Here is a 16,462-nt window from a genome sequence, read left to right as displayed (position 1 = left end):
GGTTACCGGTGCTGTGGTTGCCCCGCCACCGATGCCATCCCGCCGACGCACGTGCGCGCCGCCGCGCCGGTCTCGCCGGAGCGACGACGCGATGGGCGGGAGCGCTGAGGGCGGCCCGGTGATCCGTCCGGGCCTCGGTGAACCGCGGTTCTTCTTTCTTGAAATACGGTGCGTGGTAGAAGTATTCAATTTTCGTACGTGTCCAGTTGACGAGTATCTGAGCGAGGACCCTGCCCTTTTCGGAAGGCAGGTAGGCGGTTTGCGCGACATCACTGGGTCAGGTGGGCGAATCCTTACTGGTCCGTGCGCTTCCGGGGTGGTGGCTTGAACGGAGATCGTGCACAGTGACGCCAGCGGCTGCCGTTCGTTGCGGTCGGTACGCATCACCCTCGGTGTCATGTGTCGGCGGGTGTTGACGCTGGTGTGGTTCAGGTGAGGGAGAGGATGGCGCTGTGGTCGGCGATGATGCGGGCGACGAGCGACCGGGGCCGTGGTCGAGTGACAGCGGCGCGGTGGTGGGGTCGAGGGTCAGGTCGGGGGTGAGTGCGGGGTTGGTGGTGAGGATCCAGGCGAGGGTGTCTTCGTTGTGCCGGGGCCGGTAGTCGAGTCCGTCGAGGTCGGGGTCGGCGGCGCGGATGGCGTGCGCCCACCGGCTGGTGGTGACAAAAGTGCCGGGCTTCGCATGTGGTGAGCCAGAGGTCTTGTCCGACCGCGGCCAGGTGTGGGCCGTGGAGTGCGGCGGTGGTGAGGGTGCGGGTGACGGCGCGCGGTCAGAGTACGGCCGGCCACTGCGGAGGCGGGCACAATCCGAGCGATCGATCGATGGGTGCAAGGGGAGGTCCCGGCAGAGGGTTTCGGCGATTGCCCCGTCGGGGCTGTCGGCGAGGTAGAGGTAGGCGTAGCTGCCGTCGAGGGAGTCGAACCGGCCACCGGCGAGTTCGTCGGGCTGGGCGGTCGGGTTGGGGGCGTGCGGGGCGCGGTGGTTGCTGTGTACCCGCCACACCCTGGTTCCGGGGGTGAGCACGGTCTTATGCGCCGGCCGGAGTAAACCTGCGGCCGGTGGTTCGATGTTCGGCATCAGTCGGGCAGCACCGCGGCGGCGAGCCGCTCGAGCTTCCGGCCCGCCGCGGGGTCCGGGTCGGCGGCGAGGTCGGCCGGGGTCTGCCCCTCGGACAATCGTGTGGAGGGGGTCAGCCACCACGACGCCACCCCCCACGGGTCGGCGGCCGCACCGAGGGCCGTGTTGACCGCGGCCACGGCCTCGCGGACCGCGGCGGTGGCCTCGTCGAACTGGAACGCCGGGTACCGGTAGCTGTTGCCCACTGGGAGGGCCACGACCTTGCCGGTGGTGCGCAGCCTCGAGGCGACGGTGCGATCGGCTGCGGGCCGGTGCAGGACGGCGGCGACCTGACCGGCGGTGAGCATGGGGTGGTCGAGGATGTGCCGGCGGGCGGCTTGCTCGAGGTCGGCCTGTGCGATGGCGTCGTCGACGAGGTCGGCGCCGATCCGGGCGGTCTGGGTGCGGTCGGTGAGGGTCGGTGCCATCGCCAGCAGGGCGGTGACCTGGTTGCGGACCAGGTGCATCTCGGGGCGGGCGGCGAGTTCGGAGGCGACGACGTCGATGAGTTCGGGGGTCGACAGATCCGACAAACGGCGCCGTTCGTCCGGCGATGGCGTGCCCTGCGGGCGGTCGCCGACACGCGGGTAGCGGCCGGTCACCGTGTCTCGGCGCATGCGGTAGCCGGCGAGCTTGTGGTGACGCCGGGGAGAGATCGATCGGTGGGTCGACATGAGCACTCCTTGCTACGTTTGCACCGTAATCTTACATCGTTGCTTTCGTTGCTTTCGTTGCTTTCGTTGCAGCGAGTAGAAGGGGCGCGCAGTTGATCACCGCACACTCAGGGCACGATGAAACCGTGAGAGCCCGAAGGCCGGCAGACCTCGAGCGTGAACTCGCCATGCTCGCCTACATACGTGACCGCCTGCGGGCTTCGGAGGGCAGCGACTTCCGCATCCCGACCACCGCCGTCGACCAGGTTCTCGATGAGCTCAACAGGCTAGAACGATCACCGTGTGATCCCACCTGATTCCGCGCAGATCCTCGGGGTGCCGGTCACCGGCGCGAAGGGGTGGCGGGCGCGGGGTTGGCCGCGCCCCGATGACGTCACGGGGGCCGATATCAGCTGCCACTTCACCCGCGTGCCTGGAAACCAGCCCGCGTTCCAGGTCAGGGCACAGTCCACATACCCATCCCCGGCCAGAATGTGGTGCTGTAGGGGATGCCCAGGGTGATGGTGGCGACGAGGACACCGGACCCGGTCGCGACAGCGGCGGGTGGCGGTGATTGTGGGGAGTTGGATGCTCGCACCTCGGCATCCCCGGCCGCGCCGGTGGTGAGGTTGCGCCAATGCACGGTCCCGGTGCATCCGGTCTCCATGCGGAAGTACGTGAGACCCGGTGTCGCGATGTCGGTCTGCGCGATGACGCGGCCCTGACAGATTCCCATCCACGTCGCATACTGAAACGACAGCGTGTTGCCGGCCACCGGCACCGGCAGAACCGTATCGACCGGTACCGCGGACACAGTCTGGGCCCCGACGATCGCAGCCGTCGGCGCCGCCACGGTTGCGACTCCGGCCGCGAGAAGGCGCGGCAGACGGGGGCGCAATGAATTCTTCACGACCGGTCCTCTCGGGCGATCGGATGGCAACCTGTGCACAGGTCGTGACACTGGTGGAATCCAGAAGCTGATCGACAGCGCGCAGGACCATTCCGCGCTCGCGCACCGGCCCGCCGGGATCCGTGGCCGCCCCCGGTGCAGGGAAGCGCCCTCCCCGTCCTGGCGTTGGCCCGATCACTCCAGCCCGTGCCCCCCGGCGATCTCGCTGCACCGTCGCCGCCGGGCGGACATGTCGTAGTCACGGGTCACGCTTGAAACGTGCGGATCGGGTCACAGGTTCCAGAGTCGGAGCAGCGCGGTCCGCAGGCTGGCGGAGACGATGCTGTGGTCGGTGCGCAGCCGGGGACCTGGGTGCCCGGCATCGGCGAGTAGTACTTCCGCGTCGGTCACCGCGATCGGCTCCAGGTCGACCCGGGTACGCAGGTGGTACGCCACCGCTGTGCGGGTGTGGGGGATCGCGATCGGGTCGGAGTCCACGACCGCCGGCGAGTAGAGCCATTCGTTGTCGGTGGTGACCTTGGATAGGACGTCGCCCCGCTGGAGCTGGCCACGGCCGCGGCTGCCGGGGGTGTCGATGCGGAACCATTCGAGCTGGTACTTCGCCGCCGGCCCCGCGGACATACGGTGGCGGCTGATGTGGGCTGCACGCTCGTGTTGTTCCGCCGTTCCGGGCTGGTAATGGGCATGTGCCACAGGAACTTCCGGGTTACCGGGGTGGGGAGGAAGTCGGGTTCGCCGCGGTTGCGGCCGCCGATCCCGGGCAGGGGTACGGCCCGGAATCGGCGGCCGGATGGCGGTGGCGTTGTCGAGGAACACCTGGTCGACCTCGGTGATCTCGTCGATACCGTCGATGAAGGCCCGGACGGCGGCGACGACCTCGCCGATCATCGTTGACGACGACGGCCTCATCCGAGATCGTGGAGCTGTGGGAGGCGCCTGCGGAGCCGATGACCGCCCACCTACCGGTGGCGATCACGCCTGCCTGCAGGTTCGGTGACGACAGCACCCGCACCCCGGCGGCCACGTAGTGCGCGAGCGCGGCCGGGGAGGTGGCGTGCGCACGCACCGCGGCCCTCGAGGCATGCATGACGAGGACGTCTCCGGCGCGCAGCGGCAGCAGGGTGGGTGCGTCCTTGCCGAGGTAGGCGATCGCGGCGTGCGGGGGTCCGCGCGTGCGGATGGCGCGGGTGATGTGCGGCCAGGGGCTCGGCGTGTGGAAGGTGGTCCCCATACGCGGAAAGAGTAGCGGGATGATCACTGTTAGCTGCTTTGCAGCAGTGTCGGCGGCCGCCCTCCCCGCAAGGTCCGCGGCTCCCGTAGTTCTTCGGCGGAGACGGGCCGCGGCGCGGGTCGGGAACTCGGAAGTCGCTCGAGGAGTGACATCGAGCGTGCGGGACTGAGCTGTAGATGATGCCGACGTTCGAGCTCGTACACGTTCGACGTGACCCACTCGGTTCTGCACGGGGCCACCGGCAAACACTCAGTTCTCCCTGTGCCGAGCCGGGCCATGCTCGCCAGCCACCTGTTCCCGTCCCGTATTCGTCGCCGAACCGCGACACACATTTTCACGGCTCGTCGATTCAGGTGGGGAGTGGGGGAGTGGCAACATGATTGCAGTTCACAGGGACTAAATGAGTTGTCGATGGGTGGGGAGTGAGGGCACAAAAGCGGCGCCAAAAGCAGGTTCAAAGACACTCGATCGGGCGGGTAGCACCCATTTCGGCGATGCCGGTCAGGCGCCGTCCACACCGCAACGCGGTGCGGACACTCCGCCGACGCATCGGCCGGAAATCTCGCATCCGTGCCGGTCTCGACCGCCTGCCTGACGACCCGCTCTCGCCCAACCCCCCGGCAGCGGTTCAGCCGCCCCGACGCCCGAGTGTTACCGCGGTCGGGACTGTAAGAACAACGGTGTAACTCTGAAAGGAGATGCACCATTATGACTGATGTGATTGATCGTGAGGCCGAGTCGAACTCGGCACGTGTGGGTGTCAGCGACGCGCGGCTGCAGGAGCTGGTGGATCAGGCGCGGGCCGAGGGTTTGCAGCTCACCGGAGACGGTGGGTTGCTGGCGAAGTTGACCAAGCTGGTGGTCGAGTCCGCGCTCGAGGGCGAGATGGATGACCACCTCGGCTACGGCAGGAATGACTCGGCTGGCAGGGGCAGCGGCAATTCGCGCAACGGCAGGCGCGCCAAGACCGTGTTGACCGAGGCCGGGCCGGTTGAGCTCGACGTGCCCCGTGACCGGGATTCCTCCTTTGAGCCGAAGATCGTGGCCAAGCGGCAGCGACGGCTGACCGGGGTGGAAGACATGGTGATCTCGCTGTCGGCCAAGGGGTTGACCACCGGTGAGATTTCTGCGCACATGGCCGAGGTCTATGGCGCCGAGGTGTCCAAGCAGACGATCTCGACGATTCCCCCAAGCACTGCGTGCAGGGAGGTACCCCCACCGAGCGGGTGATGGACGGCATGCTCGAGTGGCAGAACCGGCCCCTCGATCCGGTGTATCCGGTGCTGTTCATCGACTGTATCCACGTCAAGATCCGCGACGGCAACGTGGCCAACCGGCCGATCTACGTTGTGATGGGCGTGACCGTGGACGGCACCCGAGACATCCTCGGGTTGTGGGCCGGCGAGCACGGCGACGGGGAGGGGGCGAAGTACTGGCTTCGGGTGTTGTCGGAGCTGAAAAACCGCGGTGTGCAGGATGTTCTGATAGTCGTGTGCGACGGTCTGAAGCATCTTCCCGACTCGATCGGACAGGTGTGGCCGCAGACTATCGTGCAATCCTGTGTGGTGCACCTCCTCCGCAACACCTACGCCTACGCCTCTCGCAAGGACTGGGCCGAGATCGCCAAGGACCTCAAACCGGTCTATACCGCGCCGTCGGAACAGGCCGCGCTGGACCGGTTCGCCGAGTTCAGTGAGAAATGGGAGAAACGCTATCCCGCGATCATCCGGCTCTGGACCAACACCTGGGCCGAGAACGCGGCCGTTCCTGCAGTTCGACCACGCGATAAGGCAGGTCATCTACACGACCAACGCGATCGAGTCGGTCAACGCCCGAATTCGCAGGGCCGTGAAGGCCCGCGGCCATTTCCCGACGGAGGCCGCGGCCTGAAGTGTGTGTACCTGGCCATCATGAGCCTCGAACCCACAGGCACCGCCCGCCAGCGCTGGTCCAACCGATGGAAGGCAGCACTGAATGCCTTCGAGATCACCTTCGACGGACGCCTATCCTCAGGACGAAAGTAGCCACAAATCAACCAATTACACCGTTATCTGGACAGACCCCCGCGGTCCACACAAGACCGCGCGGCGGCATCATTGCCGGGCGAAGAGTGCCTCGATGAGCGCGGTGGCCGATGCGGTCTTCGCCGCGGTTTTCGTGGTCGCATCGGCGGTGGCGGTGTGGCCGGCGAGGTGCACGGTGGCGGTGAAGCGCAGTGCGTGCGCGGGACCATCGGTGCGGATCTCCCACTCGGGCGGGGGCTGATCGTTGTTCTGGGCGAGGCTCATCAGCCAGGCGATGGGGTTGGACAGGGCCTTGGACTTCTTCGCCCCGTCCAGGTTCAGTACGGTCAGCGTGGTCGTATCGTGCGGTGGCGAGGCGATGGCCGGGCCGGGATCTGCGGACGCGGGCGTGGCAGGGGGCTGCGGGTTCTGCGGTGCTGCAGGCCATTCGGGTTCCGGGCCGGGGTGGTCGGTGCCGGTCAGTTGCGCGCGTATGGCGGCCCAGAGGGCGGCCTGTTCGGCCGGCTTTTTCGCAGCCGCGATGGTCCAGGATCCGCGGACGCCGAGGTGGGTGGCGCGGGCGGCGAACAGTGGGTGGTGGTCGGCGCCGCTGCGCCGGGTCTCGAGGTCGGTGGGCGGTTGGTCGGGGTGGGTCTGCCGCCACACCGACGCCACGCTGGGGCCCATCTCCGGGTGAGTATCGGCCAGGGTATCCAGGACGCGGAGTTGAGCCGGGAGCCACGTGGGGTCGGCGACGTCGATCAGGACCGCGACGTCCGGGGCGGTCAGCAGGTCGGCATCGACTCGGCGGACGAGCTCGGCGGCGAGTGCGGCCCGAAGCGGTTCGGTGGCTGCGGATTTGAGCACCTTGTGGAAGGTGCGGGAATCGAGGGTGGTGAGATCTGTGGTGGCCTGCTCGGCGACGATGCGTTGGTCGGCGTGCTTGAAGTGATTCTTCTTCGCCTCTCGGGCGGCGCGGGTGCGCCGGTTCAGATCGGCGCCGAGGGCGGCCAACTGATCCGGGATGTAGGGGGCGGAACAGTGGTCGAGGTGGGCGAAGATGATCCACTGGTTGATCAGATCAGCCACCCGCCGCAACGGTGAGGTGACATGGGTGTAGGCGCTCAACCGTAGCCCGTAGTGCCCGTGGACCGTCGGGTCGTAGGTCGCGGCCCGCAGCGTCGACAGCAGTCTCCCACGCAGTTTCGCGAACAGGTCCGGGTCCCCGGCCGCGGCGGCGATCTCGGTCATCAGCTCGTCGGTGCTACCGGCGACCGGGTTGGGCCGGTGGTTGCGGAACAAGATCGGCAACCCCCGCTCCACACACCACAACGCCACAGCCTCGTTGGTAGCGATCATCAGCTCCTGCACGATGACGTAGGCAACGGTCCGCAGTTCGGCGGCGATCGCCACGATCGCCCCGTCCTCGTTGGCCGCCCACCCTTGGGTGAGGTCGTAGAACGCCAGCGCCCCGCCATCACGGCGGGCGCCGAGCAAGACCTGCGCGGCGGCATCCGCCGCGGCCAGCTGGGCATGCAATGGATGGCGGGGGTCGGTCAGAATGTCCGGAACCTGAGCGTGATCGACTGCCACGCACCGACCGGACGGAATCTCGCCGCGGGCGACGGTGACGTCAACCAACCGACCGTCGGTGGTGATAGTGCCGGTGATCCGCAGAGTGGTCCGCGCGGCTTCGGTGGTCAGGGTGGCCGCCTGTTCGGCCGTCTCGCCGAGCATCGCAATGGTGCGGCTGCGCAGATAGCGGGTCTCGGCCCGCAGGAACGCCTGCTCGTCGGCCACCGACCCGAGACCGACGACGTCGGCGACACCGGAGATATGAACCTCCACCGCCCACCCGCGGCCACCAGCGAGCGGGATGACCGAGAAGGCGTCGTCCCGGTCCCGGGCAGACGCGGAATCGATCATCAGCAGCGTCGACATGTCGGTCGTGGTCGGTGATGCCATGATCGATCCCCCTTGGTTCTCTACAGGTATCCGACGATAACCGGCTGCCGTCGCGGGTTGCCGGCACACGCCGGGCCACCCCGCAGGCGCGGGGTGGCGTTCTCGTGTGAGGTCCCATGGAATGGTGTGCGGTCGGCACTGCGGGGTGTCACTACTCGGCCGACGATACTGACGGTCTTGGTGGTGGTTTTCGCGGGGCAAAACTAGCGGTCACGATGAGGACGCCGAGCCTTTCATCAGGCAAGACACGATGGTGCTCCGCAATGCAGGTGCCCCCGGTCTGGCGAGTTCCCTTCTCGACGTTGATGTCCCCCGGCCCCCGGACGTGGTCGCCTGAAGTGGCGTCCGCACACGGTCGCACCGCCGGCCCCGCGCGGGCCTGTGATCTTGTGGGTGGCCCACGCGCGGCGTCGGCCCGCAGCCGAAGGGGGTTGCGGTCCCCATCAGGGGGTCGGTCCAGGGTGGTGCCACTGCCCGGGTGGAGTCTAGGACGGCTGTGGTGTACAACGTCAGCAACAGAAAATGTGAAGAGGATCACATGATGGTGCGCACTGACGGGGTGAGTGCCGTCCGCCGACACGACGAAGGGTAGGGCGCATGACCACAGCCTCGATGATTCCGGCGTCTTCGATCACCACCCGACCGGTGCGGCGGCCTGGTGCTATGAGTACCGCGGAGATCAAGTCGAGGATCGAGGCCATGTTCGCTGACGACCGCAGCCCCGCCCGCCCGACGGCCCCCGCTGACCAGCGACGGGGGATAGTCTCGTGAATGTAGTGCTTCTGCTGATGGTGCTGGCCGCGGCGTTCGCTGCCGTCCTGGCGATGCAGACCGGGGACCAGGCCCGCTCGCGCCACTGACCGGCCGGTCATCGTGCGCTCCGTCGAGGGTCGCCGACCTGTGAGGAACCGCCCGCCCGCGCCTTGAAACTGCGTCGGAGCACCATCAGGTCCCACCGACCGAGCTGCGTGACGACTGATGTGCGCGCCTGCCGGGTTGGCGGCGGGGCGTCCTGTGAGCCCGCGGCGCTCCGGCCGATCCGACGGATCCGCATCGCACTCACGCCACGTGCGCGCCGACGCGAGCCGGGACCCGTTGCGGGCTAACGCAGGTGCGATGTCCTGTTTCCGGGAAAGTGGACGGGGGCACTCCACCCTCTTCTGACTGCCGATGCCCCTGCCGCGACGGGCGATCCGGACGCCCTAACACTTGCCTCAGGGTGTGGTGTGCGATCCGGTAAGCGGGATCCCCTATCGGAGACGAACGTCCGACATCACACACCGGATCCATCGCGTTACGAGTGTTTCTGATGGGGTTTCGTCGACTGCGGGGTGTGGTCGTCGAGCTCGAGGGCGACCGCGCGGGTGAGGGCGTCCTCGGCGGGGAGCGCGGCCTGCTCGGCGGGCGAGAGATCGTAGCGGGAGACGGCGATCGGCTGGGTGGTGCCGGCCAGTGCGTACCGGACGACGGACTCGTTCTTGTCCGCCACCAGCAGCATCCCGACCGTGGGCTGGTGCTGTGGCCTGCGCAGTCTGTCCTCGACGAGGGCGACGTAGAAGCCGAGCTGGCCGGCGTCGCGTGGGTCGAATTTCGTGGTCTTGAGTTCGATGACCACGTACCGGAGTTGCTCGACGTGAAAGAAAAGTAGGTCGACGAAGTATGCATCGCCCTCGACATCGAAGTGGACCTGGCGGCCCACGAACGCGAATCCGGGGCCGAGCTCGCGAAGGGTGTCGATGATGCGTTCGACGAGCCGATCCTCGAGCTGTCGCTCGGCGGCGTCCCCGTCGATGGCGAGGAACTCAAGCGTGAATGGATCCTTGGTGATCTGCTGAGCGAGCTCGGAATCGGTGCGCTCGAGAGCGTGCGGGAAGTTGGAGGGGGCGGCACCCTCTCGCAGGTGCAGTTGGGTCTTGATCTGGTGCGCCAGCACGGGGCGACTCCAGCCATGTGCGATGTCCTTGGCGCTGTACCAGTCGCGTAACTCGGCGTCATCGAGCTTCTCGAGCAACTCGATGACATGACCCCAGGGCAATTGGCCAACGGGTCGTTGACCGATTGCCTCGGGGTCGGGCCACGCCTCGGCGAACCTGCGCATGTACTTGAGGTTGGCCGGTGAGAAACCCTTCGCTCCGGGAAACTCTGTGCGCAGATCCGCGGAGAGTCGGGACAGGACCTTGCTGCCCCACGGGGCTGTCTTCTGTCGCTCGATGATCGTCGCCCCGATCTGCCAATAGAGTCTGAGCAGTTCGGTGTTCACTCGGCGCTGGGCGACGTAGCGCGCCTCATGCACGAGCCGCTTGATGCTTTCGAGCGTGGCGGCGTAGTCGGTAGGGACGGGGGAGGACATTGCTCGAGGCTAATGGAATCGGCTGACGGCTGACCCCCTGGCATCGCGGGATGCGACCCAGGTGAAGCCGGGCTGGAGCGGTCAGTGGAGTCTCGGGCTACGGCCGGGTCCGTTTGAGGATCGGCTATCGGCCCGGCGGGCGGAGATTGGAGTGCACCTGCAGGTTCACGTGCACCAGTGCGTGTGATGCAGCGTGTGACTGTGCGTGTATCGACTGAGGCTGGGGTCAGCGGCGGCCGGGAACACGCACGGCGGACGGCGCCAGCTAGTGACCACGGCCGCAGCCCGGCCGGGACGCTCGATGACGAGGATTGCCCGGCCCTACTTGACACCCGTCTTGTGGCTCATCGGTATTGACCTCCCCGGCAGTAAGTTCTCGTGGGGCGTGGGTAGGGGTGGAATCGGTGACGGTATCGACGGAGATGGTGTTGGGCGGTGAGCGAGCAGCAGTTACACGCCAGGCATTGTCGAGTCCGAGAGTTCGCGGGCGAGAACGCTGTCGTGTTCCCCGCAGACCCGCGTCGCATTGGAGCGGTTGGGTGGCTCGGTGTTGGTGTGCGCCGCTCCTTTTGTGGCCGCAGCTGCTCAGAGGTCCATAGTGCGAGCAGCGCGGTCCGGAGGTTGGGGGAGCGGACGTAGTGGTCGGTCCGTAGCCGTGAGCCGGGGTGCCCGAGGTCGGTGAGCGTCTTCTCGGCGCCTGGGAGGGGTAGGGGTGGCAGGTCGGTGCGGGTGCGGAGGAAGAACAGCACCGCCCCGCCGGACCGTGGGATGCGCATCGGATCGGAGATCACCACGGCCGGCGGGTGGATCCATTCGTCGCCGGTGGAGACGAAGACGATCAGGTCGCCGCGCCGGATGGTGCCGGGGGTGTCGAGCCGGAGTGATTCGAGCTGGTACTTCACCGCCGGGCCACCGCGGCCGGGGTGCCGGCCGCGCTGGTTGTCGAGGACTTGTTGTTCGGTGTGGGTGGGTTCGTAGTCGACGGCGTGTTTGACGAACATTCGGGTCATCGGGGCGGGGAGGAAGTCTGTGTCGGTGTGGACGCGGCCGGTGACCCCGGGTAGTGGGACGTCGCGGCCGATCTCCCATTCGAGGATGGCGTTGTCGAGGAACACTTGATCGACCTCGGTGATCTCGTCGAGGCTGTCGGTGAACGTCCGCACGGAGGCGATGATGTTGGGGTCGTCGGTGATGATCACGGCGTCGTCGGCGAGGGTGGAATTGTCGGAGGCGTTCGCGGACCCGATCACCGCCCGGGTGTTGGTGGCGATCACCTTGGCGTGCAGGGTCGGTGACGACAGCACCCGCACCCCCTTGTCCAAGTAGTGGGCGAGGGCGGCGGGGGAGCGGCGGACTTGGTGACCCCGATGCCCGGCTCCTCCTGGCTGTACGAGCTCGACAACCGGACACTGCGGACGTTCGCGCACGAGGTGTACCCTGGGCACGTCGGCGGGCAACGGCCTGAGCGTGCGATCCGGGATCCTCACCCCCTCGCTGAGCGTGGTCACCACCGAGGTCATCCTCTGCACCCATGTGCATGCCCGGGCGTCCGCGGCCACCGGCAGCACCCACCTGGACGAGCGGGAGCAGGCCCGGCGCAATGAGCTGCTCCTCGCCGCCCATTCACTGGTCGGGCTCGCCTCCGCAGGGAAGACGCTGGCACGGATGATCATCCTCGATGACCGGAAGGATATGGCGCTGCGGCACGTGAATGTTCCGGTGCTCCTCCGCATGGGAGGCCTAGCAGTCGAGGTCGCTCACGATCGGCGAACGCGTAGTCGTGCTGTGGCGCGGGACTGGGACGAGTCGGCCAATCTCGTCGGGTAGCTCGCGGCTGTATGAAACGCGGCGGGTCCCTGGCTGTTGAGCCAGATTCCGTAGGACCGGAGCCAGTTGCTCGTGTTCCGGGGGATGTGTAATCTGCCCTGTTCGGATCAATGTGGGGGAGAACCCACCATGCCCGCGATGATGACCAACCGGCACGGCGATGAAATCCGTATCGGCCAGATCTGGCTCGACGACACCCGCCGCACGGTGATCCGCTCCCTGCGGGTCGACGACTTCACCGACGCCGGAACCCTCGGCACCACCGCGGTGTGCACCGTGGTGCAGGCACGCAACACCGAAACAGGCGACGTCACCCGGCCCGGCCGGGTCGTCAGCATCAACGTCGACAGCCTCCACACCACTGCCCGCGGCAACGGCTACCGGCCCGAAAACGGCTCCACCTGCACGGATGACACGTCCCGGTGACAGTGGTGCTAGGTGCGGGGATCTCCGCGGCTGGAGTGGCGCTCTACACCGCCTCGGTGGCACGGACGTTGCGCGAGAACACCGGTCGGCCGCTGCCGTGGCTGGCGTCACCGACGCGCACGCGGCGATTCGACCTAATCGCAGCCTCGGGTCTTCGGCGACGGTGGCCGGTGCCGCTCTGCTGGGCCGCCTGGCCGAGCACAAGATATGGGGCCTCGCCGCGGTCGCGGCGGTTCTGATCACCCTCACCGTCGGCGCCGCCCTGGCCAACAACTCCCGACTCGCCTCCAGCGCCCCAAGTTAGGCCGCTGACCGGGGGAAATGACACGTCCCCTCCTTTCGCGGCACCCAGTGTGCGTAGCCGGGTAGCTCTCATCGAAACCTGCGAACGTTGTCGTCCGAGGACCCACCCGGTGACGGTTCGCTCACGTGGCGAAGCAATCTGGCGGACGAAGTATCGTTCCTCGGCATGGATTCTTGGGTGGCGTACGAAACGATGGGACAGGATTTCGCAGATCATGCAGCTGGTGGGGCGGCCAACGCGCACTATGACCGGCCCGCGATGCTCGCCGCTCTCGGGAACGTCGCGGACCAGGACGTTTTGGATGCGGCGTGCGGCCCAGGTTTCTACCTCGAGGAGTTGATCGAGGGTGGAGCTCGGGTGTGGGGATTCGATGGCAGCGAGGAAATGATCCGGCTCGCCCGGCAACGCGTGGGCGAGGGTGTGGAGATCCGGCAGGCCAGCCTCGATCAGCCATTGCCGTATGGCGACGGATCGTTCGACAGCGTTCTGTGTGCCTTGGCGATTCATTACGCTGCTGATCGTCGCGCCACATTCCGTGAGTTCTTTCGGGTGCTGCGGCCGGGTGGTCGGTGTGTGATCTCGACGCAGCACGCGACGACGGATTGGCTCCGTAAGGGCGGTTCGTATTTCGATGTGGTGCTGGAAACAGACATCTGGCGCGTCGGTGGGCGCGAGCAGGAGGTTCGGTACTGGCGTGAACCGGGACCGCGGGTTCGGATGGCGCGGGTGGTGTGCGGCCACGGGCTCGGACCGTGGAACGTGGTCCCCATAGTCAAACGGTAGCGGGTGCGAACGCCGGGTTTGCCGGATCCGGGATCGGCGGCCTCCCAGGCAACGTATTGGATACAGGCCGTGAACTGCGAGGATGGCATGTCCCCTTCCAGGAGGGATCGAATCGAGTAGCCCCCCTGGAGCGAATTGGACCGCCGTCGCGGGCGTTGCTTGGTCGCGGAGCCGGATGGACTCGGTTCGGCTGCTGGGCGGTGCCACGTGTGCGCGCCGAGGCCGCCGATGAGGAACGCCCACATCGGCGGTACCCAAATCGGCCACGGAAGTGGAGGTGCGAGCGTGCCGCGGAGATCGGCAACATGCACCCGCTACGATTCTTCTAATGTTGCGGTAGGCGTTGCAGTCACTGGCAGCCGTCAATACTTGAAAGGTTCGACCCCATCGATGAAGTCCGTATTTCCCGAATGGTACGAACCCGACGCGGATGAAATCGCTGCCTTCGTCATGACGGGCACAATCGTGCTCGATACGAATGTGCTCTTCTCGCTCTATCGGGTGAACAACAAGCAGCGTTTCCAGGTGCTGGAGGTCTTGCGCAGCGTAGCCGGGCGCTTGTGGATCCCATACCAGGTGGGACTTGAGTATCAGCGGGGACGGCTGGATAGGATCACTGAACAGGAGAAGGCGTACGGCGACCTCAATGCCGAGATTATCAAGCTGAAGGCAAAGGCCGAGAACACCATCCGGGATCCGGAGATTCGCGATCAGGTGGCAGGCGCAATCCAGCAGTTCGCCTCCGAGATGGAGACCCTGTTGGGCGATCTCCACAAAACGCACTCCATTCGGTATGAAGATGCGAGACATGACGATCCGGTCCGCAACGCGCTAGATTCGATGCTCGGCGCGGAGAGCATCGGATCAAAACCGGCCGACTTGAACGATCGACAAGAACGAGCACGCAAGCGGATCGATTCGCGGACACCGCCCGGATACAAAGATTCTGACAAGAAGCAGGATCCGACCGGCGACGTGCTGATCTGGTTCGAACTGCTGGACTTGGCGAAATCCGCGGACAGCCCAGTCCTGTTCGTCACGGACGATGTCAAGGAGGATTGGTACCGCCGAAGCAGCGGGAAGGTCGTCGGCCCTCGGACCGAACTTCGTGCCGAGTGGGCCAGCACGGGTACCACCGTTCCCTACCACCAGACCACCCTCAGGTCCTTACTGCAATACGCGAAGGAACACCTCTCGATCAGCATCGACGACGAGACAATCACGAGTGTGACCCCGCCGGTAGCATCGGAGACCGCCTCTCTGGGATCGTTAATCAGCAGGCTTCGTCACCCGTCGAGGAGCGAGGAGATCGCACGGCTCCTGAGGGAACTTCCCGAAGGGAAGGTGGCGCATGCGACGCTGGTCCGTGCTGTAGCGATGATGCAAGGTGGCCGAGAGCCTGAGGAGAAAGATGTTCAACTCGCTTTGTGGCTGGTCGAGAACCAGCAGAAGAATGAGCGTGCCCTTTTGGATGACCTTCGGTCATTCATCGAAGGGGACCCCGATGATTCTGGCAGGCAAGAAAAGTTCCGGAGAGTTCGAGATCTACTTCTGAATTATGATGACTCGGGATTGCTCTCAGACCCGAACTTCTCGAAGGTCGCAGAAAGTCTGCGACAGGACAAGAATTTTCCCCCATCCTCGTTGTAGACGCAGTCGCGTGACTCGCTCTGACCTGCCGCAGTAGTGCACGGACCTCCACCGTGATCGTCCCCGCAGGCGGAGGACTGCCCCACCATGAGGATTACTCAGGTGGTCGCGTTGCTGCGTTGACCGGGGCCTCCTTTCGAATCGACCTTCCTGGCGGTACGGTGCGGCTTGGGCGTGTCCGTATCCACGGGCGTTTGTCCATTGGAGGATGACCACGCAGGTCTCAACGGCAGGAATGGGAAGAGCCGTGTGACGGGAGACTGTCACGCACGGTTCTGTGGGAGCCGGAGGCCTACGGGCCTCCGGCCACTCGACCCACCCGCGTCGGCGCCCTCGACGTGACGATCCCGAAGCTGCGGTCCGGTTCGTACTTTCCCGATTGGTTGCTCGAGCGTCGCAAACGCGCCGAAAGGCCCTGACTACCGTGGTTGCCACCTGCTACCTGCTCGGGGTCTCCACCCGGCGGATGGACCGGCTCGTCGACACGTTAGGCATCACCGGCCTGGGGGTACCTCCCTGCACGAAGTGCTTGGGGGAGCCAAGTCGCAGGTGTCCGTGATGGCCAAGGACCTCGACACCCAGGTCGAGGCGTTCCGCAGCCGCCCGTTGGATGCCGGCCCGTACACGTTCGTCGCCGCCGACGCCCCGGTGCTCAAGGTGCGGGAGAACGGGCGGGTGGTGAATGTGCACACTCTGGTCGCGGTCGGGGTGAACGCCGAGGGCTACCGGGAGATCCTGGGCGTGGATGTGACCTCGTCTGAGGACGGTGCCGGCTGGCTGGCGTTCTTCCGGTCGCTCGTCGCCCGCGGGCTGTCCGGGGTGCGGCCCAAGACCTCCGATGCGCATGCCGGGTTGGTGGCGGCGATCGGTGGGACCCTGCCGGGCGCCTCGTGGCAGAGGTGTCGAACCCATTACTCGACGAACCGGGGGTACCTCCCTGCACGTAGTGCTTGGGGGCATGGCGGTGACCCCGAAGGCGTCGTGGCCTTGGGTGAAGACGTTGCTGCACTCGGTCTACGACCAACCCGACGCGGATCTGATCATGCCCAATATGATCGGATCATCGGTGCACTGTCGGAGAAGTTGCCGAGGGTCGCTGACCACCTCGACGCAGCACGGCCGGACCTGTTGGCGTTCACCGCATTTCCCAAGCAGATTTGGAAACAGATCTGGAGCAACAATCCGCGATCGGTTAACCGGCTCTCGGACGACACGATTCTGTCCGCGGCGTGAGGTCCGGGGC

11 protein-coding genes and 5 pseudogenes are annotated in these 16,462 nt (G+C 66.3%); 9 read left to right on the top strand and 7 right to left on the bottom strand.

Annotated features, from left to right (window positions below; translation table 11 throughout):
* Positions 1–277 precede the first annotated feature (277 nt).
* Together JQT59_RS01015 and JQT59_RS01010 are read right to left on the bottom strand one after the other, a co-directional pair.
* Positions 278–1,078 carry an RES family NAD+ phosphorylase gene (locus tag JQT59_RS01015; protein ID WP_213571219.1) on the bottom strand — a complete coding sequence of 267 codons (801 nt, stop codon included), beginning with the start codon at positions 1,076–1,078 and terminating at the stop codon, positions 278–280.
* Positions 1,078–1,791, bottom strand: coding sequence for a hypothetical protein (locus JQT59_RS01010; protein WP_213571217.1), 714 nt, complete (start codon positions 1,789–1,791; stop codon positions 1,078–1,080). Before JQT59_RS01010 ends, JQT59_RS01015 begins: the two co-directional genes overlap by 1 nt.
* A gap of 125 nt (positions 1,792–1,916) precedes the next feature.
* Between JQT59_RS01010 and JQT59_RS01005 the strand changes: the two genes are divergently transcribed.
* Positions 1,917–2,087, top strand: coding sequence for a hypothetical protein (locus JQT59_RS01005; protein ID WP_213571576.1), 171 nt, complete (start codon positions 1,917–1,919; stop codon positions 2,085–2,087).
* A 140-nt stretch (positions 2,088–2,227) separates the two neighbouring features.
* Here the strand turns inward: JQT59_RS01005 and JQT59_RS01000 are convergent, their stop codons facing one another.
* Both JQT59_RS01000 and JQT59_RS00995 read right to left on the bottom strand, forming a co-directional pair.
* A complete protein-coding gene (locus tag JQT59_RS01000; RefSeq protein WP_213571215.1) occupies positions 2,228–2,680 on the bottom strand; it encodes a hypothetical protein in 453 nt (150 codons plus the stop codon).
* A gap of 270 nt (positions 2,681–2,950) precedes the next feature.
* A pseudogene (locus JQT59_RS00995) lies at positions 2,951–3,911 on the bottom strand (phosphatidylserine/phosphatidylglycerophosphate/cardiolipin synthase family protein).
* Between the two features lie 708 nt (positions 3,912–4,619).
* Here JQT59_RS00995 and JQT59_RS00990 point away from each other — a divergent pair.
* Positions 4,620–5,935, top strand: a pseudogene (locus JQT59_RS00990) (IS256 family transposase).
* Between the two features lie 69 nt (positions 5,936–6,004).
* On the opposite strand, the gene JQT59_RS00985 reads toward JQT59_RS00990, so the two are convergent.
* The 3 genes and pseudogenes from JQT59_RS00985 to JQT59_RS00975 form a co-directional block, all read right to left on the bottom strand.
* Entirely contained in the window at positions 6,005–7,879 is a 1,875-nt protein-coding gene (locus JQT59_RS00985; RefSeq protein WP_213571213.1) for an RNB domain-containing ribonuclease, read from the bottom strand.
* A 1,294-nt stretch (positions 7,880–9,173) separates the two neighbouring features.
* The gene (locus tag JQT59_RS00980; protein WP_213571211.1) at positions 9,174–10,229 is read right to left on the bottom strand and encodes a PDDEXK nuclease domain-containing protein; all 1,056 of its coding nucleotides are present in this window, start codon (positions 10,227–10,229) and stop codon (positions 9,174–9,176) included.
* Positions 10,230–10,822: 593 nt separating this feature from the next.
* Positions 10,823–11,575: pseudogene (locus tag JQT59_RS00975) on the bottom strand (phospholipase D-like domain-containing protein); the annotation flags it as partial.
* 121 nt (positions 11,576–11,696) lie between these two features.
* On the opposite strand from JQT59_RS00975, the gene JQT59_RS00970 reads away from it, so the two are divergent.
* The 7 genes and pseudogenes from JQT59_RS00970 to JQT59_RS00945 all read left to right on the top strand — a co-directional run bounded on the left by JQT59_RS00970 (position 11,697) and on the right by JQT59_RS00945 (position 16,452).
* Positions 11,697–12,056: a hypothetical protein gene (locus JQT59_RS00970; protein WP_213571209.1), complete on the top strand. Its 360-nt coding sequence runs from the start codon at positions 11,697–11,699 to the stop codon at positions 12,054–12,056.
* A 138-nt stretch (positions 12,057–12,194) separates the two neighbouring features.
* Complete coding sequence (locus JQT59_RS00965) at positions 12,195–12,482, top strand: hypothetical protein (RefSeq protein ID WP_213571207.1); 288 nt, start codon at positions 12,195–12,197, stop codon at positions 12,480–12,482.
* 97 nt (positions 12,483–12,579) lie between these two features.
* Positions 12,580–12,786 (top strand): hypothetical protein, encoded by a 207-nt coding sequence (locus tag JQT59_RS00960; protein ID WP_213571205.1) that lies wholly within the window; start codon positions 12,580–12,582, stop codon positions 12,784–12,786.
* A gap of 165 nt (positions 12,787–12,951) precedes the next feature.
* Positions 12,952–13,398: pseudogene (locus JQT59_RS00955) on the top strand (class I SAM-dependent methyltransferase); the annotation flags it as partial.
* Positions 13,399–13,959: 561 nt separating this feature from the next.
* The gene (locus tag JQT59_RS00950) at positions 13,960–15,219 is read left to right on the top strand and encodes a PIN domain-containing protein (protein ID WP_213571201.1); all 1,260 of its coding nucleotides are present in this window, start codon (positions 13,960–13,962) and stop codon (positions 15,217–15,219) included.
* 338 nt (positions 15,220–15,557) lie between these two features.
* Positions 15,558–15,778, top strand: a pseudogene (locus tag JQT59_RS38210) (transposase).
* On the top strand, positions 15,778–16,452 hold the full coding sequence (locus tag JQT59_RS00945) for a transposase (RefSeq protein ID WP_283253995.1): 675 nt from the start codon (positions 15,778–15,780) through the stop codon (positions 16,450–16,452). The pseudogene JQT59_RS38210 and the gene JQT59_RS00945 overlap by 1 nt, the downstream one beginning before the upstream one ends.
* Positions 16,453–16,462: the final 10 nt, after the last annotated feature.

This window comes from Rhodococcus sp. USK13, from assembly GCF_018343855.1.
Classification (GTDB): domain Bacteria; phylum Actinomycetota; class Actinomycetes; order Mycobacteriales; family Mycobacteriaceae; genus Rhodococcus_F; species Rhodococcus_F oxybenzonivorans.
This window is presented reverse-complemented; position numbering and strand designations above follow the sequence as displayed.